This window comes from Actinoplanes sp. NPDC051537, assembly GCF_055586105.1.
Genome location: NZ_JBVJIU010000002.1, coordinates 636,241 through 661,664, shown reverse-complemented (window position 1 = coordinate 661,664; position 25,424 = coordinate 636,241). Strand labels below are relative to the sequence as shown.

At 69.0% G+C, this 25,424-nt stretch carries 22 protein-coding genes; 18 read left to right on the top strand and 4 right to left on the bottom strand.

Going from position 1 to position 25,424, the window contains the following annotated elements; all coding sequences use genetic code 11:
- Positions 1-35: 35 nt before the first annotated feature.
- The 10 genes from ACZ6TB_RS06820 to ACZ6TB_RS06775 all read left to right on the top strand — a co-directional run bounded on the left by ACZ6TB_RS06820 (position 36) and on the right by ACZ6TB_RS06775 (position 10,880).
- Positions 36-1,202, top strand: coding sequence for a branched-chain amino acid ABC transporter substrate-binding protein (locus ACZ6TB_RS06820; RefSeq protein ID WP_465551394.1), 1,167 nt, complete (start codon positions 36-38; stop codon positions 1,200-1,202).
- A gap of 80 nt (positions 1,203-1,282) precedes the next feature.
- Positions 1,283-2,233, top strand: coding sequence for a branched-chain amino acid ABC transporter permease (locus ACZ6TB_RS06815; protein WP_465551392.1), 951 nt, complete (start codon positions 1,283-1,285; stop codon positions 2,231-2,233).
- The gene (locus ACZ6TB_RS06810; RefSeq protein ID WP_465551390.1) at positions 2,230-3,378 is read left to right on the top strand and encodes a branched-chain amino acid ABC transporter permease; all 1,149 of its coding nucleotides are present in this window, start codon (positions 2,230-2,232) and stop codon (positions 3,376-3,378) included. Before ACZ6TB_RS06815 ends, ACZ6TB_RS06810 begins: the two co-directional genes overlap by 4 nt.
- Positions 3,371-4,258, top strand: a complete 888-nt coding sequence (locus ACZ6TB_RS06805; protein WP_465551388.1) for an ABC transporter ATP-binding protein — start codon at positions 3,371-3,373, stop codon at positions 4,256-4,258. The genes ACZ6TB_RS06810 and ACZ6TB_RS06805 overlap by 8 nt, the downstream gene beginning before the upstream one ends.
- Entirely contained in the window at positions 4,248-4,958 is a 711-nt protein-coding gene (locus ACZ6TB_RS06800) for an ABC transporter ATP-binding protein (protein ID WP_465551386.1), read from the top strand. Before ACZ6TB_RS06805 ends, ACZ6TB_RS06800 begins: the two co-directional genes overlap by 11 nt.
- Before the next feature lie 33 nt (positions 4,959-4,991).
- A complete protein-coding gene (locus ACZ6TB_RS06795; protein WP_465551384.1) occupies positions 4,992-5,903 on the top strand; it encodes an ABC transporter substrate-binding protein in 912 nt (303 codons plus the stop codon).
- A gap of 4 nt (positions 5,904-5,907) precedes the next feature.
- On the top strand, positions 5,908-6,915 hold the full coding sequence (locus tag ACZ6TB_RS06790; RefSeq protein ID WP_465551382.1) for an amino acid ABC transporter permease: 1,008 nt from the start codon (positions 5,908-5,910) through the stop codon (positions 6,913-6,915).
- Entirely contained in the window at positions 6,912-7,676 is a 765-nt protein-coding gene (locus tag ACZ6TB_RS06785; protein ID WP_465551380.1) for an amino acid ABC transporter ATP-binding protein, read from the top strand. Before ACZ6TB_RS06790 ends, ACZ6TB_RS06785 begins: the two co-directional genes overlap by 4 nt.
- A gap of 55 nt (positions 7,677-7,731) precedes the next feature.
- Positions 7,732-10,419 carry a DNA polymerase I gene (gene polA / locus ACZ6TB_RS06780; RefSeq protein WP_465551378.1) on the top strand — a complete coding sequence of 896 codons (2,688 nt, stop codon included), beginning with the start codon at positions 7,732-7,734 and terminating at the stop codon, positions 10,417-10,419.
- Positions 10,420-10,580: 161 nt separating this feature from the next.
- Positions 10,581-10,880 (top strand): ArsR/SmtB family transcription factor, encoded by a 300-nt coding sequence (locus ACZ6TB_RS06775; RefSeq protein WP_465551376.1) that lies wholly within the window; start codon positions 10,581-10,583, stop codon positions 10,878-10,880.
- Between the two features lie 161 nt (positions 10,881-11,041).
- On the opposite strand, the gene ACZ6TB_RS06770 is transcribed toward ACZ6TB_RS06775, so the two are convergent.
- Positions 11,042-11,260, bottom strand: coding sequence for a hypervirulence associated TUDOR domain-containing protein (locus tag ACZ6TB_RS06770; protein WP_465551374.1), 219 nt, complete (start codon positions 11,258-11,260; stop codon positions 11,042-11,044).
- 41 nt (positions 11,261-11,301) lie between these two features.
- Positions 11,302-12,117 (bottom strand): class I SAM-dependent methyltransferase, encoded by an 816-nt coding sequence (locus ACZ6TB_RS06765; protein ID WP_465551373.1) that lies wholly within the window; start codon positions 12,115-12,117, stop codon positions 11,302-11,304.
- Positions 12,118-12,439: 322 nt separating this feature from the next.
- Here ACZ6TB_RS06765 and rpsA point away from each other — a divergent pair, with 322 nt between their 5' ends.
- The 5 genes from rpsA (at position 12,440) to ACZ6TB_RS06740 (ending at position 20,512) form a co-directional block, all read left to right on the top strand.
- On the top strand, positions 12,440-13,939 hold the full coding sequence (gene rpsA, locus ACZ6TB_RS06760) for a 30S ribosomal protein S1 (protein ID WP_465551371.1): 1,500 nt from the start codon (positions 12,440-12,442) through the stop codon (positions 13,937-13,939).
- A 222-nt stretch (positions 13,940-14,161) separates the two neighbouring features.
- The gene (coaE, locus tag ACZ6TB_RS06755) at positions 14,162-15,352 is read left to right on the top strand and encodes a dephospho-CoA kinase (protein WP_465551369.1); all 1,191 of its coding nucleotides are present in this window, start codon (positions 14,162-14,164) and stop codon (positions 15,350-15,352) included.
- 306 nt (positions 15,353-15,658) lie between these two features.
- Positions 15,659-17,779 carry an excinuclease ABC subunit UvrB gene (gene uvrB, locus ACZ6TB_RS06750; protein WP_465551367.1) on the top strand — a complete coding sequence of 707 codons (2,121 nt, stop codon included), beginning with the start codon at positions 15,659-15,661 and terminating at the stop codon, positions 17,777-17,779.
- Between the two features lie 107 nt (positions 17,780-17,886).
- Entirely contained in the window at positions 17,887-18,945 is a 1,059-nt protein-coding gene (locus ACZ6TB_RS06745) for a GNAT family N-acetyltransferase (RefSeq protein WP_465551452.1), read from the top strand.
- A gap of 571 nt (positions 18,946-19,516) precedes the next feature.
- Positions 19,517-20,512 carry a TerC family protein gene (locus ACZ6TB_RS06740; protein WP_465551365.1) on the top strand — a complete coding sequence of 332 codons (996 nt, stop codon included), beginning with the start codon at positions 19,517-19,519 and terminating at the stop codon, positions 20,510-20,512.
- 61 nt (positions 20,513-20,573) lie between these two features.
- Here ACZ6TB_RS06740 and typA read toward each other — a convergent pair whose 3' ends face one another.
- Entirely contained in the window at positions 20,574-22,442 is a 1,869-nt protein-coding gene (gene typA / locus ACZ6TB_RS06735) for a translational GTPase TypA (protein WP_465551363.1), read from the bottom strand.
- Positions 22,443-22,590: 148 nt separating this feature from the next.
- Here typA and ACZ6TB_RS06730 point away from each other — a divergent pair, with 148 nt between their 5' ends.
- Together ACZ6TB_RS06730 and ACZ6TB_RS06725 are read left to right on the top strand one after the other, a co-directional pair.
- The gene (locus ACZ6TB_RS06730; RefSeq protein ID WP_465551361.1) at positions 22,591-23,382 is read left to right on the top strand and encodes a transglycosylase SLT domain-containing protein; all 792 of its coding nucleotides are present in this window, start codon (positions 22,591-22,593) and stop codon (positions 23,380-23,382) included.
- 178 nt (positions 23,383-23,560) lie between these two features.
- Entirely contained in the window at positions 23,561-23,986 is a 426-nt protein-coding gene (locus ACZ6TB_RS06725) for an uL11 family ribosomal protein (RefSeq protein ID WP_465551359.1), read from the top strand.
- Positions 23,987-24,027: 41 nt separating this feature from the next.
- Here the strand turns inward: ACZ6TB_RS06725 and ACZ6TB_RS06720 are convergent, their stop codons facing one another.
- Positions 24,028-24,648 (bottom strand): ATP-dependent Clp protease proteolytic subunit, encoded by a 621-nt coding sequence (locus ACZ6TB_RS06720; protein ID WP_465551357.1) that lies wholly within the window; start codon positions 24,646-24,648, stop codon positions 24,028-24,030.
- A 148-nt stretch (positions 24,649-24,796) separates the two neighbouring features.
- Here ACZ6TB_RS06720 and ACZ6TB_RS06715 point away from each other — a divergent pair, with 148 nt between their 5' ends.
- Positions 24,797-25,411 (top strand): cysteine hydrolase family protein, encoded by a 615-nt coding sequence (locus ACZ6TB_RS06715; RefSeq protein WP_465551355.1) that lies wholly within the window; start codon positions 24,797-24,799, stop codon positions 25,409-25,411.
- Positions 25,412-25,424: the final 13 nt, after the last annotated feature.

Here is a 25,424-nt window from a genome sequence, read left to right as displayed (position 1 = left end):
GCTCGGTGGGTTCGGTATGGAGGAGGGTTCCAACCTTGAGGCAGGTTCTCGCACGAGCCATCGGCGGGGTGGCCATCATCGGGCTCATCGCCGGTGCCGCTGCTTGCAATAAGTCGTCGAGCAGCGATGACACGGCGAGCGGCTCGAACTGCGGCTACAAGCTCGCATACTTCGGCGCTCTTACCGGCTCGGCCGCCAACCTCGGTGTGAACATCGAGCAGGGCTTCGAGCTGGCCGTGGAGCAGTACAACAAGCAGAAGGGCTCCGACTGCATCACGGTCGCGAAGTTCGACTCGCAGGGCGCCGCCGAGGTGGCCCCCGGTGTCGCTCGTAACCTCGTGGCGGACAAGAAGATCCTCGGCGTGGTCGGCCCGCCGTTCTCCGGTGAGTCGGAGGCCGCGGACCCGATCTTCGAGGCGGCCGGCATCCCGACGATCACGCCGTCGGCGACCCGCGTGTCGCTTTCGGCGAACGGCTGGAAGACGTTCCACCGCGCGGTGGCGAACGACGACGCCCAGGGCCCGGCGGCAGCGTCTTACATCAAGGACGTCATGAAGGCGCAGAAGGTCTTCGTGGCGGACGACCAGTCGGCGTACGGCGCGGGCCTGGCCGACGTCGTGAAGAGCAAGCTCGGCGCGCTGGTCGTGGCCTCGGACAAGACCGAGGGCGACGGCAAGCAGACCGACTTCTCGGCGCTGGTGCAGAAGGTTCAGTCGAGCGGCGCGACCGCGCTGTTCTACGGCGGCTACTACACCAACGCGGGCGTCATCCGTAAGCAGCTGACCGCGGCCGGCTGGAAGGGCACGCTGCTCGGCGGCGACGGCATGAAGGACCCGGGCCTGTCCAAGGCGTCCGGCACGGCGGCCGCTGTCGGCACCGTCGTGACCTGCCCCTGCTCTCCGCCGGAGGCCGCGGGTGGCACGTTCGTGAACGACTACAAGGCGAAGTGGAACCAGGACGCCGGCACGTACTCGGACGTGGCGTTCGACGCGGCCAACGTCTTCCTGCAGGGCATCGACGCGGGCAACACCACGCCGGAGAAGCTGAACACGTACCTGTCGACGGCCAACTACAAGGGCATCGCCAACACGTACAAGTTCACCTCGACCGGTGAGCTCGACCCCTCCCTGATCAAGGTGTGGGCGTTCAAGTTCGACCAGAGCGGCGACGCGAAGTCGGACCAGGAGATCAAGACCTCCTGATCGCGCAGTAACTCTTCGTAGGGCCGGTGTGGCCGGATGATCTCCGGCCGCACCGACCTCGTCGTTTTGGAGCCCCCTCTGTGAACTTCTCCGGTCTGATCAACGATTTCGGGCCGCTCACCGTCTCCGGGTTGGCGCAGGGTGCGATCATCGCCCTGTTCGCGCTGGGATACACCCTGGTCTACGGTGTTCTGCGGCTGATCAACTTTGCCCATTCCGAGGTGTTTCTGCTCGGTACGTACGCGTGCCTGATCGCCTGGGGATGGTTCGGCCTGGACCAGAACTCGGCCGCGCCGGGTATCGCGGCGATGCTCGGCCTGATGGCGCTCGGCCTGGTCGCGGCCATCGTGATCTCGGGCATCGCGGCGCTGGGCGTGGAACTGGTCGCCTACCGGCCGTTGCGCCGGCGTAACGCCCCGCCGCTCGCCTTCCTGATCACGGCGATCGGTGCGTCGCTGGCGATCTCGGAGACGGTGGGTGTACTGACGCACCGCAATCAGAGGGGTGTCCCGCCGATCATCGAGGCCCGGACGGTGATCACGATCGGCAACACGCACATCACCAACCTGCAGATCCTGATCGTGGCGCTGGCGCTGGTGATGATGTTCGTGCTGGATCGTTTCATCAACGGATCGCGGCTCGGCCGGGGCATTCGCGCGGTGGCGCAGAACCCGGACAGCGCGGCGCTGATGGGCGTGAACAAGTCCCGGGTCATCGCGCTGGTCTTCCTGCTCGGTGGCCTGATGGCCGGCATCGCGGCGGTGATGTACGACCTGAAGATCGGCGTGACGAAGTACGACGCGGGCTTCCTGCTCGGCATCGACGCGTTCACCGCGGCCGTGCTGGGCGGTATCGGCAATCTGCGGGGCGCGCTGGTCGGCGGCCTGCTGCTGGGCGTGCTTCAGGCGTACGCGGCCGGTCTGTTCGGTTCGCAGTGGCTGCACGCGGCGGCGTTCGTGCTGCTGGTGCTGATCCTGCTGTTCCGCCCCACCGGTCTGCTGGGTGAGTCTCTCGGAAGGGCACGAGCATGAGCGACACCGCAGTGGCCCCGGAGAAGGCGAAGCAGCCGACCTTCCGGCAGAGCGGCGGCGTGCGAGGCTGGTTCGGCCGGCAGCCGGGCTGGGTGCGCGCCATCGTCGCGCTGGCGGCGGCCGTCCTCGCCTTCCTGCTGCCGTACGCCGGCGACATCCCGGGCATCGGCCCGCAGATCATCACGCAGGGCATCGACTGGCCGAGCGCCCTGTTCAACATGTCCTACTACGTGCTGCTGGCGCTGGGCCTGAACGTGGTGGTCGGCTACGCGGGCCTGCTCGACCTCGGGTACGTGGGCTTCTTCGCGATCGGCGCGTACGGCACGGCGCTGCTGACCTCCCGCGACTCGCTGCTGTACTCGCACACCGGCTGGGCCTGGCTGGCGGCGGTGCCGGTGGCGCTGGCCATCACGATGGCGGCGGGCCTGATCCTGGGCTGGCCGACGCTGCGGCTGCGCGGCGACTATCTGGCCATCGTGACGCTGGGCTTCGCCGAGATCATCCGGATCGTGGCGACCAGTACGCCGAACTTCCTGCGCGGCGACCGGGGCTTCACCAACATCCCGCACCCGCCGGGCCAGGGCACCGACGGCAAGCCGATCTTCGGCGTGACCGACGCGACGCCGTACTTCTGGCTCGGCCTCTGCGTGATCATCGTGGTCGTCTTCGGGGTCCGGAACCTGGACCGCAGCCGGGTCGGCCGGTCCTGGCTGGCCATCCGCGAGGACGAGGAAGCCGCCGAGATCATGGGCGTGCGCACCACCAAGTTCAAGCTGTGGGCGTTCTCGATCGGCGCCTTCATCGGCGGCCTCGGCGGCGTGCTGTTCGCCGGTGAGCAGGGCTTCGTCAACTCGCAGACGTTCGTGCTGCAGTTCTCGATCCTGGTGCTGGCCGGCGTGGTCATGGGTGGTTCCGGCAACATGGCGGGCGCCATCCTCGGCGGCGCGCTGATCTCGTACATCCCGGACCGGTTGCGCGGCATCTCCGACCCGTTCTTCCACACCGACCTGTACGAGTACCGGTTCGCGATCTTCGGAGTGGTGATCATCGTGATCATGATCGTGCGGCCGCAGGGTCTCATTCCGAGCCGGCGCCGGGCGATGGAGCTCAAGGACCGCGAGAAGGAGGTGGCTCCCGTTGAGTGAGCCGCACATGGAGACTCCGGAGGAGCTCGACCGGGAGGACTCGCGGCCGGTGGACCAGGCCGCGCCGACCGGCGGATCCGGCCACATCGACACCAGTCCCGGCGACCCGAACCTCCTGCTCGAGGTCGACCACGTGACGCTGCGGTTCGGCGGCGTGGTGGCGCTCAACGACGTCAGCTTCTCGCTGCGCAAGGGCGAGATCTTCGGCCTCATCGGCCCGAACGGCGCCGGCAAGACGACCTGCTTCAACGCGATGACCGGGGTGTACCGGCCGACCAGCGGGGCGATCCGGTTCCAGGGCCAGTCGATCGTCGGCAAGAAGAAGCACGAGATCACCCGGGGCGGCATCGCGCGTACGTTCCAGAACGTCCGCCTGTTCCCGGAGATGACCGCGCTGGAGAACGTCATGGTGGGCGCCGACGCGCATCACAAGACGAGCGTGCTCAGCGCGCTGTTCCGGCTGCCCCGGTTCTGGCAGGAGGAGCGCTCGGGCCGGGCGCGGTCGATGGAGCTGCTGCGGTTCGTCGGCATCTCGCATCGGGCCGGCGACGTCAGCCGCAATCTCTCGTACGGCGAGCAGCGGCGCCTGGAGATCGCCCGGGCGCTGGCGACCAACCCCACCCTGCTCTGCCTGGACGAGCCGGCCGCCGGCTTCAACCCGGCGGAGAAGGCCGACCTGCTGGCGCTGATCCGCAAGATCCGCGACACCGGGGTGACCGTGTTGCTGATCGAGCACGACATGCGCCTGGTCATGGGCGTCACCGACCGGATCGTGGTGCTGGAGTTCGGCAAGAAGATCGCCGAGGGGACGCCCGCCGAGGTGCGGGAGAACCCGGCGGTCATCGCCGCGTACCTGGGAGTGCCGACCGATGCTGCTTGAGCTTGACAACGTTTCCCTCGCGTACGGCCGCATCGTGGCCCTGCACGGGATCAGCCTCACCGTCGGCGAGGGTGAGGTCGTCGCGCTGATCGGCGCCAACGGCGCCGGGAAGTCGACGACGATGCGGGCCATCTCCGGCCTGCGCCCGGTCCAGTCCGGCTCGATCCGCTTCGACGGGCAGGACATCACCAAGCTGCGCGCCGACATCCGGGTGGTCCGGGGCGTCTCGCAGTCGCCCGAGGGCCGCGGCATCTTCCCGGGCATGTCCGTCCGGGAGAACCTCGAGATGGGCGCCTACACCCGGCGCAACCGGGCCGAGATCGACGAGGACCTGCAGCGGGCGTTCAGCCTGTTCCCGCGCCTGCAGGAGCGGGAGAAGCAGTCCGGCGGCACCCTGTCCGGCGGCGAGCAGCAGATGCTCGCGGTCGGCCGGGCGCTGATGAGCCGGCCGAAGCTGCTGCTGCTCGACGAGCCCTCGATGGGCCTGGCGCCGATGCTCATTCAGCAGATCTTCGACATCATCGTCGAGATCAACCAACAGGGCACCACGGTGCTGCTGGTGGAACAGAACGCCCAGCAGGCGCTTTCCCGCGCGCACCGGGCGTACGTTCTGGAGACTGGACGGATCGTGAAGGAAGGCACCGGCTCCGGGCTGCTGCACGATCCGGCGGTCAAGGACGCCTACCTCGGCGTCGCCTAACTGAATTGACTCTCTCGCAGAGGAGATATCCCCATGTTCCGCACCACCCCTGGCCGGCGGGCGATCCTCGGCCTGGCCCTCGCGGCGGCGCTGACCACCTCGGTCGCCGCCTGCGGTTCGGAGTCCGGCGACGGCTCCGGCACGGGCTCGGCCCCGGTCTCCAGTGCCTCGGCCGACACCAGCCTGGCCGACAAGGTCCCGGCCGACATCAAGTCGGCCGGCAAGCTCGTCATCGGCACCGACTCGACGTACGCGCCGAGTGAGTTCCTGGATGCCGACGGCAAGACCGTCATCGGATTCGACGTGGACCTGTTCAACGCGGTCGCCCAGAAGCTGGGCCTCACGACCGAGTGGCAGTCGGCCTCGTTCGACAGCATCATCCCGGGCGTGACCAGCAAGAAGTACGCGGCCGGCGTGTCCTCCTTCACGATCAACCCGGACCGGTTGAAGCAGGTCACGATGGTCAGCTACTTCAACGCGGGCACCCAGTGGGCGGCCAAGAAGGACGCCACCATCACCCCGGACGACGCCTGCGGCAAGAAGATCGCGGTGCAGACGTCGACGGTTCAGGCCGACGACATCGCCGCCCGGTCGAAGAAGTGCACCGACGGCGGCAAGGCCAAGATCACCGTCGACCAGTACCAGGCCCAGTCGGACGCCACCAACGCCGTGGTGACCGGTAAGGACGACGCCATGCTGGCCGACTCGCCGGTCTGCGCGTACGCGGTGAAGCAGACCAACGGCCAGCTGGCCCTGGTCGGCGACATCTACGACTCGGCGCCGTACGGCTACGTCCTGCCCAAGGACCAGGCCGACACGATGGGCGCCGCGATCCAGGGCGCCCTGCAGGCGCTGATCACCGACGGCACGTACAAGACGATCCTGGCGAAGTGGGGCGTCGACGCGGGCGCGATCACCTCGCCCGCGGTGAACCCCGCCTCCTGAGTCGATGACCGACCAGACAACGACCGAGCGGGCACGGCCTGAACCGATCAAGGCTGTGCCCGTCCGGCACCCCGGGCGGTGGGCGCTGATCGCGGTGATCGGCGTGCTGGCCGCGATGTTCCTGCACGTGCTGCTGACGAACGACCAGTTCGACTGGAAGTTCATCTTCGTCTCGTACGAGCCGGGCAAACGCGGCGTGATGTTCACCGGTCCCGTGCTCGAGGGCCTGCGCGGCACCGTGCTGCTGACCATCACGTCGATGCTGATCGGTGTGGTGCTCGGCGTGATCGTCGCGATCATGCGGCTGTCCGACAACCCGATCCTCAAGGCCGTCGCGTTCCTCTACACCTGGTTCTTCCGGGCGGTGCCGCGGCTCGTGCTCGCGGTGCTGTTCGGCAACCTGAACATCCTGTGGAACCGGATCGGCTTCGGCCTGCCGTTCGACCAGCAGATCGGCAAGCTGTTCGGCATCGACGACCTGAACGCGCAGTTCTACAGCGTCAAGGCGAGCGACCTGCTGGCCGGTTTCGTGGCCGGCATGCTCGCGCTGGGGCTGTCCGAGGCCGCGTACATGGCCGAGATCGTGCGGGCCGGCATCCAGTCGGTCGACCCCGGTCAGGCCGAGGCCGCGACCGCGCTGGGCCTGTCCCGCGGGCAGGTGCTGCGGCGGGTGGTGCTGCCGCAGGCGATGCGGGTGATCGTGCCGCCGACCGGCAACGAGGTCATCGCGATGATCAAGGACACGTCGCTGGTCGCGTTCGTGCCGGTCAGCATCGAGCTCTACTTCCAGCTCAGCGCCATCAAGGCGCGTACGTTCGTGGTGTTCCCGGTGCTGGTGGCGGCCGTGATCTGGTACCTGATCCTGTGCACGATCCTGATGATCGGTCAGTATTTCCTGGAGCGGCATTTCGGCCGGGGCTACGGCGCCGCCGGTCGCGCCCGGCAGAAGCTGCGCGACATCGAGGTCGAGCAGAGCGGGCGGATCGCCGCCGAGGGAGGAGGTGCGACATGACCGATGAGATGGTGCGCGCCGACAACGTGCACAAGTCGTTCGGCTCGCTCGAGGTGCTCAAGGGCGTCGACCTGGTCGTCCGGTCGGGCGAGGTGTGCTGCGTGCTGGGCCCCTCCGGGTCCGGCAAGTCGACGTTCCTGCGCTGCGTCAACCACCTCGAGAAGATCAACGCCGGCAAGATCTTCGTGGACGGCGACCTGGTCGGCTACCACGAGCGCGGCGGCAAGCTGCACGAGATGAAGGGCGGCGACGTCGCCCGCCAGCGCCAGCAGATCGGCATGGTCTTCCAGCGCTTCAACCTCTTTCCGCACATGACGGCCCTGCAGAACGTCATGGAGGCGCCCTGCCGGGTGAAAAAAGAGGACAAGGCGGCCGTACGCGATCGCGCGGCCGGCCTCCTGGAGCGGGTCGGCCTCGGTGCGAAGAAGGACAGCTACCCGGGTCAGCTCTCCGGCGGCCAGCAGCAGCGGGTGGCGATCGCCCGGGCGCTGGCGATGCGGCCGAAGCTCATGCTGTTCGACGAGCCGACCAGCGCGCTCGACCCGGAGCTCGTCGGCGAGGTCCTGGACGTGATGAAGGACCTGGCCCGCGACGGGATGACCATGGTCGTGGTGACCCACGAGATCGGCTTCGCCCGCGAGGTCGGCGACAACGTCGTGTTCATGGACGGCGGCGTCGTGGTCGAGCAGGGCACACCCTCGGAGATCATCGCCAATCCTCGTCATGAGAGAACCAAGGCATTCCTCAGCAAAGTGCTGTAAAGGCGACCGGGGCGGTCACCATTCTTGTCGTACGCCGGGTCTAGAGTTCCCTGACGTGAGCGACGATGCCCTGACCCCCCGTTTGCTGCTGCTCGACGGCCACTCGCTGGCGTACCGGGCCTTCTTCGCGCTGCCGGTGGAGAACTTCAGCACCCAGACCGGCCAGCCGACGAATGCGGTCTTCGGCTTCACCTCCATGTTGATCAACATGTTGCGTGACGAGAAGCCGACGCACATCGTGGTCGCGTTCGACGTCTCCCGGGTCTCGTTCCGCACCGAGAAATACGCGGAGTACAAGGCCGGCCGGTCCGAGACGCCGCAGCCGTTCCAGGGCCAGGTCAGCCTGATCAAGGAGATCCTCGAGGCGCTGCGCATCCCGGTCGTCGAAAAGCCCGGCTACGAGGCCGACGACGTGATCGGCACGCTGGCCACGCAGGGCCGGGCGGCGGGCATGGAGGTGGTCATCTCCACCGGCGACCGCGACGCGTTCCAGCTCGCCGACGAGCACACCACGATCCTCTACCCGGTGCGCGGCGTCTCCGAGGTGTGGCGGATGACGCCGGAGGCGATCGAGGCGAAATACTTCGTGCCCCCGACCCGCTACCGCGACAAGGCCGCCCTGGTCGGCGAGGCCAGCGACAACCTGCCCGGCGTCCCCGGTGTCGGCGACAAGACCGCCGCCAAGTGGATCAACGAGTTCGGCGGCCTCGACGGCATCGTGGCGAACGTCGACAAGATCAAAGGCAAGGCGGGGGAGAGCCTGCGCGCCCACCTCGCCGACGTGCTGCGCAACTACGAGATCAACGCGCTGGTGTGCGACCTCGAGCTGCCGCTCAAGCCCGAGGAGGTGCGCTGGCCGGGGTGGGACCGCGAGGCGGTGCACCAGGTCTTCGACGCGCTCGAGTTCCGGGTGCTGCGCGAGCGCCTGTACTCGTACCTGGATGCCGTCGAGCCGGAGGCCGAGTCCGGGTTCGATTTGTCCGGTTCGGTGTTGACCGCCGGTGTCGGTGACTGGCTTTCCGCGCATGCCGCCGGCGCGCCGGTCGGTGTCGCCGTGACCGGACAATTCGGGCGCGGGGCCGGTTCTTTGTCGGGCATCGCGGTCGCGACCGGCGACGGGCCGGCCGCCTGGTTCGACCCGTCCGCTCTGGACGAGACCGACGAGAAGGCGGTGGCCCTCTGGCTGGCCGACCCCGACCGGCCCAAGGTCGTGCACGACGCCAAGCCGGCCTCGCTGGCCATGCGCGCGCACGGCTGGCGCATCGAGGGCGTCCGCGTCGACACCGCCCTCGCGGCCTACCTGGCCAAGCCCGACCAGCGCGCCTACGACCTGACCGACCTCGCCCTGCGCTACCTCAAGCGCGAGCTGCGCGTCGAGGAGCCCGACAACGGCCAGCTCACCCTGGACGGGCTCGGCGACCAGGGCGCGGCCGAGGAATACCTGATGCTGCGCGCGCGGGCCACGCTCGACCTGGCCGACGTGCTCACCGAGGAGCTGTCCCGCGACGGCGGCGAGTCGCAGGCCCTGCTCACCGAGGTCGAGCAGCCGCTGTCCCGGGTGCTGGCCGAGATGGAGCACCTGGGCATCGCCGCCGACACCGACTACCTCTCCGAGCTCGAGGCGCACTTCGCGGCCGAGGTCAAGGCCGCCCAGCAGGCCGCGCACGAGGTGGTCGGCCGCGAGTTCAACCTCGGCTCGCCCAAGCAGCTGCAGGAGATCCTGTTCAACGAGCGGGGCCTGCCCAAGACCAAGCGCATCAAGTCCGGCTACACCACCGACGCCGACGCGCTGCAGAGCCTGTTCGCGCAGACCGGCGACCCGCTGCTGGCCCACCTGCTGCGCCACCGCGACGTGGCCAAGCTCAAGTCCACGGTCGACGGCCTGCTCAAGTCGGTCTCCGACGACGGCCGCATCCACACGACGTTCAACCAGACCGTCGCCGCCACCGGCCGGCTGTCCTCGACCGACCCCAACCTGCAGAACATCCCGATCCGCACCGAGGAGGGCCGCCGCATCCGCCGCGCCTTCGTGGTCGGGCCGGGCTTCGAGCAGCTGATGACCGCCGACTACAGCCAGATCGAGATGCGCATCATGGCGCACCTCTCCGAGGACGAGGCGCTGATCGCCGCGTTCAACTCGGCCTTCGACTTCCACGCGGCCACGGCGTCGTCGGTCTTCCACGTGCCGGTCGAGGAGGTCGTCCCCGACCAGCGCCGCAAGATCAAAGCCATGAACTACGGGCTCGCGTACGGGTTGTCGGCGTTCGGCCTCTCCAACCAGCTCAGCATCGCGGTCGACGAGGCGCGTGGCCTGATGGAGGAGTATTTCGAGCGGTTCGGTGGCGTTCGCGACTATCTGCAGGCGGTGGTGCGCCGGGCCGTGCAGGACGGCTACACGGCCACCATCATGGGCCGCCGGCGGTACCTGCCCGACCTGTCCAGCGACAACCGGCAGCGCCGCGAGATGGCCGAGCGGATGGCCCTCAACGCGCCGATCCAGGGCTCCGCGGCCGACATCATCAAGGTCGCCATGCTCCGGGTCGACGCCGCGCTCAGCGAGTCCGGCCTGCGTTCGCGCATGCTGCTGCAGGTCCACGACGAGCTCGTCTTCGACGTGGCGCCGGGCGAGCGGGAGGCGCTCGAGGAGCTGGTTCGGCGCGAGATGGGCGGCGCGCATCCGCTGTCGGTGCCGCTCGAGGTCTCGGTCGGCTCCGGCCGCGACTGGAACGGCGCCGACCACTGATCGAACAAGTGCCCGTGGGCGCGATGACGTCCACGGGCTCGGGGAGGTAATGTTCGCCCGGCGGTACGTGTAACAACCTCAGTAAGGCAGGGACGATGGTGAGGAAACACTCCGAGGAGGCAGTCGCCGCTGTCGCCGGCGGGCCACTCACTAATAGCCCGATGGATCCGGTACAGGCCAGCCGCTTCGCCCCGATGTTCAAGGCGCTCGGCGACCCCGTGCGTCTGCGCCTGCTCTCGATGATCGCCTCGGCCGGCGGTGGCGAGGTCTGCGTCTGCGACCTGACCGGCGCCTTCCACCTGACCGGCCCCACCATCTCGCACCACTTGCGAGTCCTGCGCGAGGCCGGCCTGGTCGACAGCGACCGCCGCGGCACGTGGGTCTACTACCGCTTGATCCCGGCCGGCTTGACGGTCCTGGCCGCCTTGCTCGACGCCGGAAGCATCATCAGCGGCGGCTGACGGCCTTTCCCGCGCGCCGGCCGCACCGAGCGCCGGCCGCACCGAGCGCCGGCCGCACCGAGCGCCGGCCGCACCGAGCGCCGGCCGCACCGAGCGCCGGCCGCACCGGGCGTCGGCCGCATCGAGCGCCGGCCTTACCGCGTTGCGCGCCCGAGCGGCGGTCAGCCGCGGCGGCGGAGCGACTCCGGCTTGTGCACGGCGTCCTTGCCCGTCTTGTCGCTCGTCACCCGGTACTGCGGCTCCTCCGGTGACGCCGCCACCTCACGGCCGGCCGTCTTCGTGCGCCTGGTGATCTTCTGCTCGACGGTGCCCTTGACGGTCTGGCCGTGGCTCTGCCAGCTCACCTTGTCGCCCTTGCCGAGGTCCTTGTCATTGCTCACCCCGGTCGGATACCCGGCCGGGCCTGCCGGAAACGGCGGTGTCAGTGGTCCGGGCCGCCGGGCAGGTCCGAGACGAAGATCGCGGTGCCGGGGAACAGCCGGCCCCGCAGCGGGCTCCACTGGCCCCAGATCTGCTCGTGGCCGGCCGGCCACTCGGGCTCGATCAGGTCGCGGAGCACGAACCCGGCCGCCACCAGCTCGCGGATCCGGTCACCCAGCGTGCGGTGCTGCTCGACGTAGGTGACCCGGCCCTCGTCGTCGGTCTCCACATACGGGTGGCGGTCGAAATACGAGTTCCGGGCGATCAGGCCGCTCTCATCCGGCTCGTCCCAGAAGATCCAGCGCATCGGGTGGGTGATCGAGAAGACCCAGCTGCCGCCCGGTCGCAGCACGCGCGCCACCTCGAGCATGGCGGCGCCGGAGTCGGCCACGAACGGGATCGCTCCGAAGGCGGTGCACACGATGTCGAATACGCTGTCCGCGAACGGGAGCGCCAGCGCGTCGGCTTGCAGGAGCGGAACGCGTACGCCCGAACGTTCGGCCCCGGCCATCGCCTGCCGCAACATGCCCGCCGAGAGATCGATGGCCACCACCTCGGCGCCCTGGCGTTCGAGCCAGCGGGCGCCCGCCGCGGCGCCCGCGCCGAGCTCCAGCACCCGCTTCCCGCGCACGTCGCCGAGCAGGTGCGCATCGGCCTCACGCAGGCCCTCGGGGCACCACACGAAGTCGGCATCGCCCAGGAAAGCGCCGTGTTCGGCCTGGTAGACGTCCGCGTCGAGATCCCACCAGGCGCGGCTCGCGTGCCGGCTCTCGTCGTCGGTAACCGGGCGGCGCGACGGCGCGGGAATCTCGATCACCCGCCAACGGTACGGCAGGGAGGGTCGTCGTCCGAATTCAGCATATTACGGGCATGCTACGAGGTTTCCGCCGAACATTGTGCCGCCGTCGTCAGGAGGGCTTGCAACCTGTGGTAATGCGCACGGTAAGCTAGTCGATGCGCTCGCGGATCGTGTGCCTCGGCAGGGAGCAGGTTCCGTGGTCGTCGATCTTGGCATGATCGACTGCGTTGATCCTGACTAACCGTTGGTGATCGTTTCGCTCGGTCGTGCCGTGCCCGGCGGCAGTTCCGTGGAGCGCGCGAGACACCACAAAACCCATCCGTTCGGAGCAACTGTCCACATGACGAGCAGCATCGAGGCCACCTCGAGCGCCAACAAGGTCACCGTCGACGATCTCGGGTCCGAGGAAGCATTCCTCGCCGCCATCGACGAGACCATCAAGTACTTCAACGACGGCGACATTGTCGAAGGCACCGTCGTCAAGGTCGATCGGGACGAGGTCCTGCTCGACATCGGCTACAAGACCGAGGGTGTCATCCCCTCGCGCGAGTTGTCGATCAAGCATGACGTGGACCCCGCGGAAGTGGTGTCGGTCGGTGACCACATCGAGGCTCTTGTTCTCACCAAGGAGGACAAAGAAGGCCGCCTGATCCTGTCCAAGAAGCGCGCACAGTACGAGCGCGCCTGGGGCACGATCGAGAAGATCAAGGAAGACGACGGCGTCGTCCGTGGCTCCGTCATCGAGGTCGTCAAGGGTGGCCTCATCCTCGACATCGGTCTCCGCGGCTTCCTGCCGGCCTCGCTGGTCGAGATGCGCCGCGTCCGCGACCTCCAGCCGTACGTGGGCCGGGAGCTCGAGGCGAAGATCATCGAGCTGGACAAGAACCGCAACAACGTGGTCCTGTCCCGCCGCGCGTGGCTCGAGCAGACGCAGTCCGAGGTTCGCACCGAGTTCCTCAACAAGCTGCAGAAGGGCCAGGTCCGCAAGGGCGTCGTCTCTTCGATCGTCAACTTCGGCGCCTTCGTCGACCTCGGCGGGGTCGACGGCCTGGTGCACGTCTCCGAGCTCTCCTGGAAGCACATCGACCACCCGTCCGAGGTCGTCGAGGTCGGCCAGGAGGTCGAGGTCGAGGTGCTCGACGTCGACCTGGACCGCGAGCGCGTCTCGCTGTCGCTGAAGGCGACCCAGGAAGACCCGTGGCGTCAGTTCGCCCGCACCCACGCGATCAACCAGATCGTCCCGGGCAAGGTCACCAAGCTGGTTCCGTTCGGCGCGTTCGTCCGCGTCGACGACGGCATCGAGGGCCTGGTGCACATCTCCGAGCTGGCCGAGCGGCACGTCGAGCTGCCCGAGCAGGTCGTCCAGGTCGGCTCCGACGTCCTGGTCAAGGTCATCGACATCGACCTCGAGCGCCGGCGCATCTCGCTGTCGCTCAAGCAGGCCAACGAGGGCTTCGTCGAGGGCGAGGAGCACTTCGACCCGACCCTCTACGGCATGGCGGCGACCTACGACACCGAGGGCAACTACATCTACCCCGAGGGCTTCGACCCCGAGACGGGTGAGTGGCTCGAGGGCTTCGAGAAGCAGCGCGAGACGTGGGAGAAGCAGTACGCCGACGCTCGCGAGCGCTGGGAGGCCCACACCAAGCAGGTGCAGGCGTCCCGCGACGCCGACGCCGAGGCCGCGCTCAACCCGGCTCCGGCCGCGGCGAGCGCTCCCGCCGGCACCGCGTCGTCGAGCTCGCCGGCCCCGGCGCGCGCGGCCGAGGAGCCGTCCGGCACCCTGGCCACCGACGAGGCTCTCGCCGCCCTGCGCGAGAAGCTCGCGGGCGGCAAGTGAGGTAGCCGTTTCGTAGTCCGAAAGGCCGTCCCGACTTCGGTCGGGGCGGCCTTTCGCCGTTCCGCCTTCCGCGGCGCCGTTTCCGGCGGCCTCGCTTCCCCCGCCTCGCCTCTGCATGGCGCAACCGCGGCCTCGCCTCCGTATCAGAGGTGATGTTTCGCGCCCCGGCTTCCGGATCGGCGATGATGCTTTCGCCGGGTCTCAGCGGCGATACTTGTCATCGTGCTCAGAGTGGGACTGACCGGCGGGATCGGGGCGGGCAAGAGCGCGGTCGCGGCGCGGCTTGCGGGGCTCGGCGCGGTGATCATCGACGCGGACAAGCTGGCCCGGGAGGTCGTGGCGGCCGGGACGGACGGGCTCGCGGAGATCGTGGGGGCGTTCGGCGCCGGGGTGCTGACCGCCGCCGGCGACCTCGATCGTCCGGCGCTGGGCGCCAAGGTGTTCGGCGACGAGGCGGCCCGGCGGCGGCTGGAGAAGATCATTCATCCGCGCGTACGGGCGAGGACCGCCGAACTGACCCGGACGGCACCCCCGGGAGCGATCGTGGTGAACGATGTGCCGCTCCTGGTGGAAACGGGGCTGTCCCCTTCGTACCACCTCGTATTGGTCGTGGAAACCCAGCGTGACCTGCGCATCCGCCGTCTCGCCGAGACGCGCGGGATGAGCGGGCAGGAGGCGGCCGCGCGGATCGGCGCCCAGGCGGACGACGCGCAACGGCGGGCCGCGTGCGACGTGGTGATCGAGAACGACGGGACGCTCGACGAGCTGCACGCGCGGGTGGATGAGATCTTCCGGGAGCGGCTGGTGCCGTTCGAGGAGCACGTGCGGCTGAGGACGAGGGCCCGGCCCGAGACGGCGCTGACGATCGCCGAGCCGGACCCGACCTGGCCGGCGCAGGCGGCGCGGCTGATCGCCCGCATCCGGCACGCGGTCGGGGACGGCTCGTTCGTGAGCCACATCGGCTCGACGGCGGTGCCCGGGCTGCCGGCCAAGAACATCATCGATCTCATGCTGGCCGTACGGACGCTGGACGAGGCGGACGCGCTGGCCGGGCGGCTGGGGGAGGCCGGCTTTCCCCGTCGCGAGGGTGAGTGGGTCGACAACGCGCGGGGCGTGCCGGGCGAGACCTGGCCGAAGCGGCTGCACGGCGGCGCGGACCCGGGGCGGCCGGTCAACCTGCACGTCCGGGTGCACGGGTCGCCGGGGTGGCGGTTCGCGCTGCTGATGCGCGACCACCTGCGGGCAGTGCCGGCGGCGCGGGAGGGGTACGCGGACGCCAAGGAGCAGTGGGCCCGCGAGCACGGCGACCGGTACAGCTACGCCGAGGCGAAGGAACCGTGGTTCGACACCGAGGCGCGGGCCGCGGACGACTGGGCGGAGGAGATGGGGTGGCAGCCTTCCGCGGTGGAGTGATGCGGCTGCCTTGCCCCGCGCCTGCCCGCGGGAATGATCTCCGCCGGGAATAGTTAGGCGCTCGCGGCGGCCGGTCTGCGCTCAGCGCGACCGCCATGGGTGCGCTTGCCCGGAGAGCCGGGGCGCATCGACCACGGGCCGACTCGGACGGACCGTGTGGTGATCCGTCAGCGAGCCGGTCGGCCGCCGCGAGCGGCCTACCCGAACAGGCTAGGCGAGCCGCGCAACCGCCGACAACCGCGGGAATGTGCACCCTCAGCACGGGGTTCGCAGAAGTTGTCATACCCCCGACGTACGGTTGGTCCCATGGCGCTCGACATCCCAGTTCGCGACGGCCGCTTCGAGGTCATCAGTGAGTTTCAGCCCGCCGGCGACCAGCCCACGGCCATCGATGAGCTGGAGCGGCGCGTCCGGCGCGGCGATCGGCACTCGGTGCTGCTCGGCGCCACCGGCACGGGCAAGAGCGCGACGACCGCGTGGCTGATCGAGCGGCTGCAGCGGCCGGCGCTGGTGCTCGCCCCCAACAAGACCCTCTGCGCGCAGCTGGCCAAGGAGTTCCGCGAGCTCCTGCCCAACAACGCGGTCGAATACTTCGTCAGCTACTACGACTACTACCAGCCCGAGGCCTACATCGCCCAGACCGACACGTACATCGAGAAGGACTCCTCGGTGAACGAAGAGGTCGAGCGCCTGCGCCACTCGGCGACGATGTCCCTGCTGACCCGGCGCGACGTGATCGTGGTGGCCACGGTCAGCGCGATCTACGGCCTCGGCACCCCGCAGGAGTATGTCGACCGGTCCGTCCGCCTCAAGGTCGGCGAGGAGGTCGATCGCGACAAGCTGCTGCGCCGCCTGGTCGACATTCAGTACGCGCGGAACGACATGTCATTCCAGCGGGGGACCTTCCGGGTGCGTGGCGACACGCTGGAGATCATCCCGGCGTACGAGGAACTGGCCATTCGCGTCGAGCTGTTCGGTGACGAGGTCGAAAAGCTGTATTACCTGCACCCGCTGACGGGCGAGGTGATCCGCGAGGTCGAGGAGCTGATCATCTTCCCGGCGACGCACTACGTGGCCGGCCCGGAGCGGATGGAGCGGGCGATCCGGGGCATCGAGGCCGAGCTCGAGGAGAGGCTGGCCGAGCTCGAGCGGCAGGGCAAGCTGCTCGAGGCGCAACGGCTCCGGATGCGTACGACATATGACGTTGAAATGATGCGTCAGGTCGGTTTCTGCAATGGCATCGAGAACTATTCGATGCACATGGACGGCCGATCGCCCGGCGAGCCCTCGTTCACCCTTCTCGATTACTTCCCCGACGATTTCGTCACGGTCATCGACGAGTCGCACCAGACGATTCCGCAGATCGGCGGCATGTACGAGGGGGACGCGTCGCGCAAGCGCATCCTGATCGAGCACGGCTTCCGGCTGCCCAGCGCCGCCGACAACCGCCCGCTGCGGTGGGACGAGTTCCTCGAGCGGGTCGGTCAGATGGTGTTCCTCTCCGCGACCCCCGGGCCGTGGGAGATGCAGCAGGCGCAGGGCGAGTTCGTCGAGCAGGTGATCCGGCCGACCGGTCTGGTCGACCCGCAGGTGGTGGTCAAGCCGACCAAGGGCCAGATCGACGACCTGATGCACGAGATCCGGCTGCGCACCGAGCGCGACGAGCGGGTGCTGGTCACCACGCTCACCAAGAAGATGTCCGAGGACCTCACCGACTATCTGCTGGAGAACGGCATTCGCGTGCGCTACCTGCACTCCGAGGTGGACACGCTGCGCCGGGTCGAGCTGCTGAAAGAGCTGCGCAAGGGCGACTACGACGTGCTCGTCGGCATCAACCTGCTGCGCGAGGGCCTCGACCTGCCCGAGGTGTCGCTGGTGGCGATCCTCGACGCCGACAAGGAGGGCTTCCTGCGCAGCGGCCGGTCGCTGATCCAGACCATCGGCCGGGCCGCGCGTAACGTCTCCGGCGAGGTCCACATGTACGCCGACAAGGTCACCCCCTCGATGCGCGACGCGATCGACGAGACCGACCGGCGCCGGGCCAAGCAGATCGCCCACAACGAGGCGAACGGCATCACCCCGCAGGCCCTCCGCAAGAAGATCCACGACATCCTCGACGACATCTACCGCGAGGCGGAGGACACGGACGCCACCGTCAACTCCGGCCCCATGGTCGGCGGCGGCGGCCGGCAGATGTCCCGCGGCAAGGCCCCGGTCCCCGAGACCAGGTCGAGGGCGCGGGCGTCGAGCGGCACGGCCCGCGAGGGCATGGCCCGCGCCGAGCTGGCGCAGCTGATCCAGGATCTGAACGACCAGATGCTGGCCGCCGCGCGCGAGCTGCAGTTCGAGCTGGCGGCCCGCATCCGCGACGAGATGTCCGAGCTGAAGAAGGAACTGCGCGGCATGGATATGGCAGGCGTGAAGTAAGGCCAGTTCGCTAGCCTCGCCGGGTGACTCTTGCCTGGACGACGGTCGATGGCCTACCCGACGAGCTGGTGCGCCTGGCCGAGCGCTGCGTCCGGGCCGACGGCGGAATGCCGCTCGCCACCGAGCCGTGGTTCCTCCGCCGGCGCTGGGCCGCGGACGGTGGGCGGGTGTTCGCCCTCCGCGCCTCCGCAGGCGGGGCACCCGCCGCGGCACCTGTTCCGGCGGCGCACGTCGGTTCGGCGGCGCCTGCTGGCTCGGTGGGGCCTGCTGGCTTGGTGGGGCCTGCTGGCTTGGTAGGGCCTGCTGGCTTGGCGGGGCCCGCTGGCTTGGCGGGGCCCGCTGGCTTGGCGGGGCCCGCTGGCCTGGCGGGGCCCGCTGGCTCGGCGGTGCCCGTTGGCTCGGCGGTGCCCGTTGGCTCGGCGCCATCGGCCGGCCTGGTTGGAGCCGGCGGTGGACTGCTGGCCGCCGGGGCGGTGTGTCCCGGCGGCGATGGTGTGATCGTCACCGCGCTGGTCGATCCCGACGCACGCGGTCGGGGTCTCGGCGCGGAAGTGCTCGACCGGGCCTTGGCCCTGGCGGCCGAAGCGACAAGCGCGCCCCCCGCGATCACCCTCGAGACCGAGTCGCTCACCGACGCCGCCGATGCGCTCTTCGCCTCGCGCGGCTTCCGGCAGATCTTCGCCGAGGACGTCATGCGAGTCGGCCTCGACGACACCACCCCGGCCACCTGGCCCGCCGACGCCACCCTCACCGAGTGGTCGACGGATGCGGCCGCGCGCTTCCACGCCGTCTACCGGGCGTCCTTCCGCGATCGGCCGGGCTTCCCCGACGAACCCCCGGCCGAGTGGATCGCCGAATACGACGAGGACGACGAGTTCCGCCCGGCCTGGTCCGTGCTGGTCACGGTTCCGGACCTGGGCGATGTCGGCTTCATCACCTCCGCGCTCGGCTGGGTCGTCCAGGTCGGCGTCCGGCCGGAGGCCCGGGGTCGCGGCCTCGGCGCAGGCCTGGTGCGTGAGTCGCTGACCCGGATGGCCGCGGACGGCGCCACCGAGGCCTGGCTGAACGTCAACGTCAACAACCCGGGCGCCGCCGCCCTCTATCGCCGGCTCGGGTTCGCTCACCGCGGCCGCCGGGCGCGGTACACGAACAGGCTAGGTTCCTAGGATGCTCAAGAAGGCGGGTCTGGGGCGGGCTCGGAGCGGCGAGGTTGGGGGCGGCGCACGGGCTCGGGGGACAGGCGGGCGTGAGGCGATGGCGGCGGGCTGAAGGCAGGCGCGAGCTGCCGGCGAGCGTGGGGCAGAGCACTCTCAAGACGAACGCGGGCTCGGAGCGGCAGGCGATAGGCGGGCGGAGAGGGCCAGCTCAAACGGCGGCCGGCCCAGGGCGAACCCCCACCGGACGGGGAATCGGCGGCCTCGACGGAACGCAAATCGTCCGGAACGCGTTACTCTGGTGAGAATTACATGACCGGATGGGCGGTTTGGACCGAGAGACGGCCCACGCTTTTCCGGGGTGCCGTGTCATTGGGTCTCTCGATGAGACACAATGGCTGCCGTAGGAGGGGAGTATTCCCTCGCGCCGGTCTCGTCAACACGGAATGCCCTGGTGGGCTACCCGGGGCCGGCGGTCGCCGCAGGCGGCGGAAGAGACCTCCGACAGCCGCACGCCGCTGTGCTTGCCCTACTCCGGGTGGACACAGCGTCGAACCGTGTCTGCCGGAGGTCGTCGTTGATCGTGTCCCCCTGGGTGTGGATCGCCACCCTCATCGCCCTCGTCGCCGTTCTGGCCGTCGATCTGCTGATCATCGGCCGGCGACCGCACGAGCCCTCGATGAAGGAGTCGGGCGCCTGGGTCGCGTTCTACGTCGGGCTCGCCGTTCTCTTCGGCGCCGGTGTCTGGGTCACGGCCGGTGGGCAGTCCGCGGGTGAGTTCTACACCGGCTGGCTCACCGAGTACTCGCTGAGCGTCGACAACCTCTTCGTGTTCGTGATCATCATGGGCCGGTTCGCCGTGCCGCGGCAGTTCCAGCAGAAGGTGCTGCTCATCGGCATCGTGCTGGCCCTGGTCATGCGCGGTCTGTTCATCGCCGCCGGCGCCGCCCTCATCGCCCAGTTCTCGTGGGTCTTCTACATCTTCGGGGCGTTCCTGGTCTACACCGCGATCTCGCTGCTCAAGGAGGGCGAGAACGACGAGGACGACTTCAAGGAGAACATCCTCATCCGCTGGGCCAAGAAGGCGTTCCCGGTGTCCTCGTCGTTCGGTGACGGCCGCATGATGACCGCAACCCAGACCGGCAAGCGCCTGTTCACGCCGATGCTCATCGTGATGATCGCGATCGGCACGACGGACCTGCTCTTCGCGCTCGACTCGATCCCGGCCATCTTCGGGATCACCAAAGAGCCGTACCTCGTCTTCACCGCCAACGTCTTCGCCCTGATGGGCCTCCGCCAGCTGTACTTCCTGCTCGGCGGCCTGCTCGAGCGCCTGGTCTTCCTCAACTACGGCCTGGCCGCGGTCCTCGCGTTCATCGGCGCCAAGCTCTTCCTCGAGGCGCTGCACACCAACAGCCTGCCGTTCATCAACGGTGGCGAGGGCGTCCACTGGGCCCCGGAGATCCCGATCTGGCTCTCGCTGCTGGTGATCATCGGCACGCTGGGCGCGGCCACGCTCGCGAGCCTGGCCAAATCCTCGCGCGACCGCAAACGCGAGTTACTCAACGCCAAGGTCTGATCAACAGCAAAAAACGGCCCATTCCCGCGTACGGGATGATGGGCCGTTTTTTGCTGTGGGATCAGGCCTGCGCGTGCTTGCGCCGAGCCGCCGTGCGCCCCCGGGTCTGCTGGTCCAGGATCACCTTGCGGATGCGGACCGCGGCCGGCGTCACCTCGACGCACTCGTCCTCGCGGCAGAACTCGAGCGCCTGCTCCAGCGACAGCTTGCGCGGCGGGATCAGCTTCTCGGTCTCGTCGGACGTCGACTGCCGCATGTTGGTGAGCTTCTTCTCCTTGGTGATGTTGACGTCCATGTCGTCCTGGCGCGAGTTCTCGCCGACGATCATGCCCTCGTACACCTCGGTGGTCGGCTCGACGAAGAGCTGGCCGCGCTCCTGGAGGTTGGTCATCGCGAACGCCGTCACCACGCCGGCCCGGTCGGCCACGAGCGAGCCGTTGCTGCGGGTGCGCAGCTCGCCGAACCACGGCTCGTAGTCCTCGAACAGGTGGTGCATGATGCCGGTGCCGCGGGTCTCGGTGAGGAACTCGGTGCGGAAGCCGATCAGGCCCCGGGCCGGGACCAGCCACTCCATCCGCAGCCAGCCGGTGCCGTGGTTGGTGAGCTGCTCCATGCGGCCCTTGCGGGTCGACAGCAGCGTGGTGATCGCGCCCATGAACTCGTCCGGCGCGTCGATGGTGAGGCGCTCGACCGGCTCGTGGATCTTGCCGTCGACCGTCCGGGTCACCACCTGGGGCTTGCCGACGGTCAGCTCGTACGACTCCCGCCGCATCTGCTCGACCAGGATCGCGAGCGCGAGCTCGCCGCGGCCCTGCACCTCCCAGGCGTCCGGCCGGTCGGTGGGCAGCACGCGCAGCGACACGTTGCCGACCAGCTCGCGGTCGAGCCGGTCCTTGACCATGCGGGCCGTGACCTTGCCGCCCTTGACCCGGCCGACCATCGGCGACGTGTTCGTGCCCAGGACCATCGAGATGGCCGGCTCGTCGACGGTGATCAGGGGAAGGGGCAGCGGGTTCTCGGCGTCGGCCAGGGTCTCGCCGATCATGATCTCGGGGATGCCGGCGATCGCCATGATGTCGCCGGGGCCGGCGCTCTCGGCCGGCTTGCGCTCGAGGCCCTCGGTCATCAGCAGCTCGGAGATGCGGACGCTGGCGATCGTGCCGTCGGTCTTGCACCAGGCGACGGTCTGGCCCTTGCGGATCGTGCCCTCGTGCACGCGGCACAGCGCGAGCCGGCCGAGGAACGGCGACGAGTCGAGGTTGACCACGTGGGCCTGCAGCGGCGCGTCCTCGTGGTAGGTCGGCGCCGGGATGGTCTCGAGGATCGTGGTGAACAGCGGCTCGAGGTTGTCGCTGTCCTGCGGGACGGTGCCGTCGGCGGGCTGGCCCAGCGAGGCGACGCCGTCGCGGGCGCAGGCGTAGACGATCGGGAAGTCGATCTGGCCCTCGTCGGCGTCGAGATCGAAGAAGAGGGCGTACGTGTCGTCGACGACCTCCTTGATCCGGGCGTCGGGCCGGTCCACCTTGTTGATCACCAGGATGATCGGCAGCCGGGCCTGCAGCGCCTTGCGGAGCACGAAGCGGGTCTGCGGCAGCGGGCCCTCGGACGCGTCGACCAGCAGGACCACCCCGTCGACCATGGTGAGGCCGCGCTCGACCTCACCGCCGAAGTCGGCGTGGCCGGGGGTGTCGATGATGTTGATGGTGACGGGCTCGCCGTCGGCCGGCTGGTAGCTGATGGCCGTGTTCTTGGCGAGAATGGTGATGCCCTTTTCCCGCTCCAGGTCCATGGAGTCCATGGCGCGGTCGGTCATCTCGCCGCGGGCGTGGGACTGACCGCCCTGCCGGAGCATGGCGTCGACCAGGGTGGTTTTGCCATGGTCGACGTGAGCGATGATGGCGACGTTGCGGAGGTCGGTGCGGGTCTGCATGCATCCATTGTCCCCGGTCTCGGTTGCTGTCACGGGTCCGGGGTAGAGCGCCCGATCATGGGGGTTTTGTCGGGTTCGCGGGGCAGCGGATCTTGTGGGGGGCCTGTTAGCGTTCGCCATCGACGTCTCACGGGGAGGTCGTTCGTCGATGCGTGCACGAATTCTTGTAGTGGCGGTCGCCCTGGTGGTCGCCGCGGGCTGTGGTCTGACCGGTGGCAAGGACAACAACGACTCGGGCACCGCGGCCGCGGCCGCCGCCGACGAGCCGTCGTTCGAGCCGCTGGCCGAGTCGCCAACGCCGGAGCCTACGACCGAGTCGCCCTCGCCGAAGCCGTCGAAGACGCCTTCGAAGAAGCCGAAGACGACGAAGCCGACCCCGACCGGGCCGGTGAACAACTTCGAGCACGCGGCATGCTTCCACTACGACGGCAAGGCGATCTCGAAGACGTCGGCGAAGTCGGCGCTGAACGCGGCCGCGGCGAAGAAGTACTGGCCGAAGAGCGCGCCCACCCTGACCGTGCCGTCCGACCTGGTGCGCAGCGTCGCGTGGAACGAGAGCGGCTGGCAGTCGAACATCGTGAACTGCGACGGCGGCTTCGGCCTCATGCAGCTGATGCCGGACACGGTCTCGATGATCAATTCGCGGTTCGAGCAGTCCTACGACGTCAAGAACTACAAGCAGAACGCGGTCCTCGGCGCCAACTATCTGGCCTGGCTGACGAAGTACATCGGCGACCTCTACTTCAAGGCGAACTACAGCCTGAGTACGTCGAAATGCTCCTCGTCGTCGTCCTGGTGCCTGCTCAACCTGGTGATCTCGGCGTACCACGCGGGGGTCGGCACCGTCGAGGCGGCGGGCTCGAGCAAACAGGTGCCCAGCAGCGACTACGTCGGCGTGGTGCGGGCGCTGATGAAGTCCTGCTTCTGCGACAGCTACTGACCGGCGGCCCCACGCGGGGCCCCGGCCGGAGTCGCGCTACACTTGACGACTGAGACCCGGGGCCCGGTTTTGACCCGTCCTTCGACGCGGTAGTAAGGTCCCGGGGCTGTCGTGTGTTGATGATGCTGGCGAGCTGCATACTTTTCGGCTTGCAGCTCACCCTAAGGAGCCCTACGCAATGCCGCCCAAGAAAAAGACCCATGAGGTAACCCTCGCGCTTGAGGCGGGTAACGCCGCGATGGTCGACCTCGGCAAGATGCTTGGTCCGACCGGGGCCAACATGCGTGCCGTGAAGGTGGAGTACGACGAGGCCACCGCGAAGAACCGGGGCGAGATCATCCCGGTCATCGTCTCGGTCTACGAGGACCGCAGCCACACCCTGGTCTACAAGACGCCGCCGACCAGCTTCCTGATCCGCAAGGCTCTCGGCATCCAGTCCGGCGCGTCGAACCCGCTGACCCAGACCGTGGGCACGCTCAGCGAGCAGCAGATCAAGGAGATCGCGGAGCGCAAGCTTCCCGACCTCAACGCGAACGACATGGACGCGGCCATCAAGGTCGTGGCGGGCACCGCCCGGTCCATGGGCGTGAAGGTCCCCAGCTGACCCGCAGCTTGTGAAAAGGGCCCCCGATCGGGGGCCCTTTTTCATGCCTTCCCGACGATCTCGTCGATCAGGCCGTACTCGACCGCCTCGGCCGCGCTGAGCGAACGGCCCGCCTGCAGGTCGTCCTCGATCCGGCTGCGCGTCTGCCCGGTCACGTCGACCAGGCGCAGCACGACCTCCTCCAGCTCCCGCAGGTGCTGCCCGGCGGCCCGGGTCACCTCGTCGGCGGTGCCGGTCACCCCGGCCGAGCGCGGCTCGGCGAGCTTGAAGCGCGCGTGGCGGTAGGCCATCCGCTTGTCGGCGGCCGCGAGCACCGCGATCACGGCGCCCGCCGCCTGGGCGGTGACCAGCGCGTGCACGGGCGCGGCCATCGTGTCGATCACGTCGATCACCGCGAGCGCGGCGGTGAGCTCCCCGCCGTCGCTGGCCACGTGCAGCTGCACCGGGGCCGGCCCGGCCGCGTCGAGGCTGAGCAGCGCGGCCGCGATGCCGGTGGCGACCTCGTTGGTGAGCTGGCCGCGGACCATGACGATCCGCTGGTCGAACAGCCGCTCCTCGAGCCATCCGGGCAGCGCCGCGCCGCCGGGATGCGGCGGCGGCCAGGGCTCGGGGGAGTGGTGCGGGGGCTGTCCCCAGCGCATCGGGTCGTGTCGCAGGTTCACCGAAACCCCTTCTCGTCGGCTGCGGCCAGCGTATCCAGCGCGCGGACCCGGGATCGACGGCTTCCGCTGTCAGCAGAGGGAGGGGGTTGCCCGGGCGGGGCCGGCGTGCTTGCTTAGGGGGGAGTGACGAGGGCCACAGGAGGCTGGGATGTCCGAGATCTTGCAGCTTGACCCGGCGAAGACCGCGGTCGTGCTGATCGAGTACCAGAACGAGTTCACCACCGAGGGCGGCGTGCTGCACGGGGCGGTGGCGCCGGTGATGGACAAGACCGGGATGCTGGACAAGACCGTGGCGCTGGTGGAGGCGGCCCGCGCGGCGGGGGTGACCATCATGCACGCGCCGATCACGTTCGCGCCCGGGTACGGCGAGCTGTCGCGGCATCCGTACGGGATCCTCAAGGGGGTCGTGGACGGGAACGCGTTCGTGAAGGGAACGTGGGGCGCGGCGATCGTCGACCGCCTCGCGCCGGCCGACGGGGACATCGTGATCGAGGGCAAGCGGGGGCTGGACACCTTCGCGAGCACGAACCTCGACTTCATCCTGCGCGGCAAGGGCATCGAGACCGTGATCCTCGCCGGGTTCCTGACCAACTGCTGCGTCGAGTCGACCATGCGCAGCGCCTACGAGAACGGCTACCGGGTCATCACGCTGACCGACTGCACCGCGGCCACCTCGCCCGAGGAGCACGACAACGCGATCGCGTACGACTACCCGATGTTCTCCATCCCGGTGGAGGCGTCCCAGGTGGTGGCGGCGCTGTAAGCGGCAAGCGCGG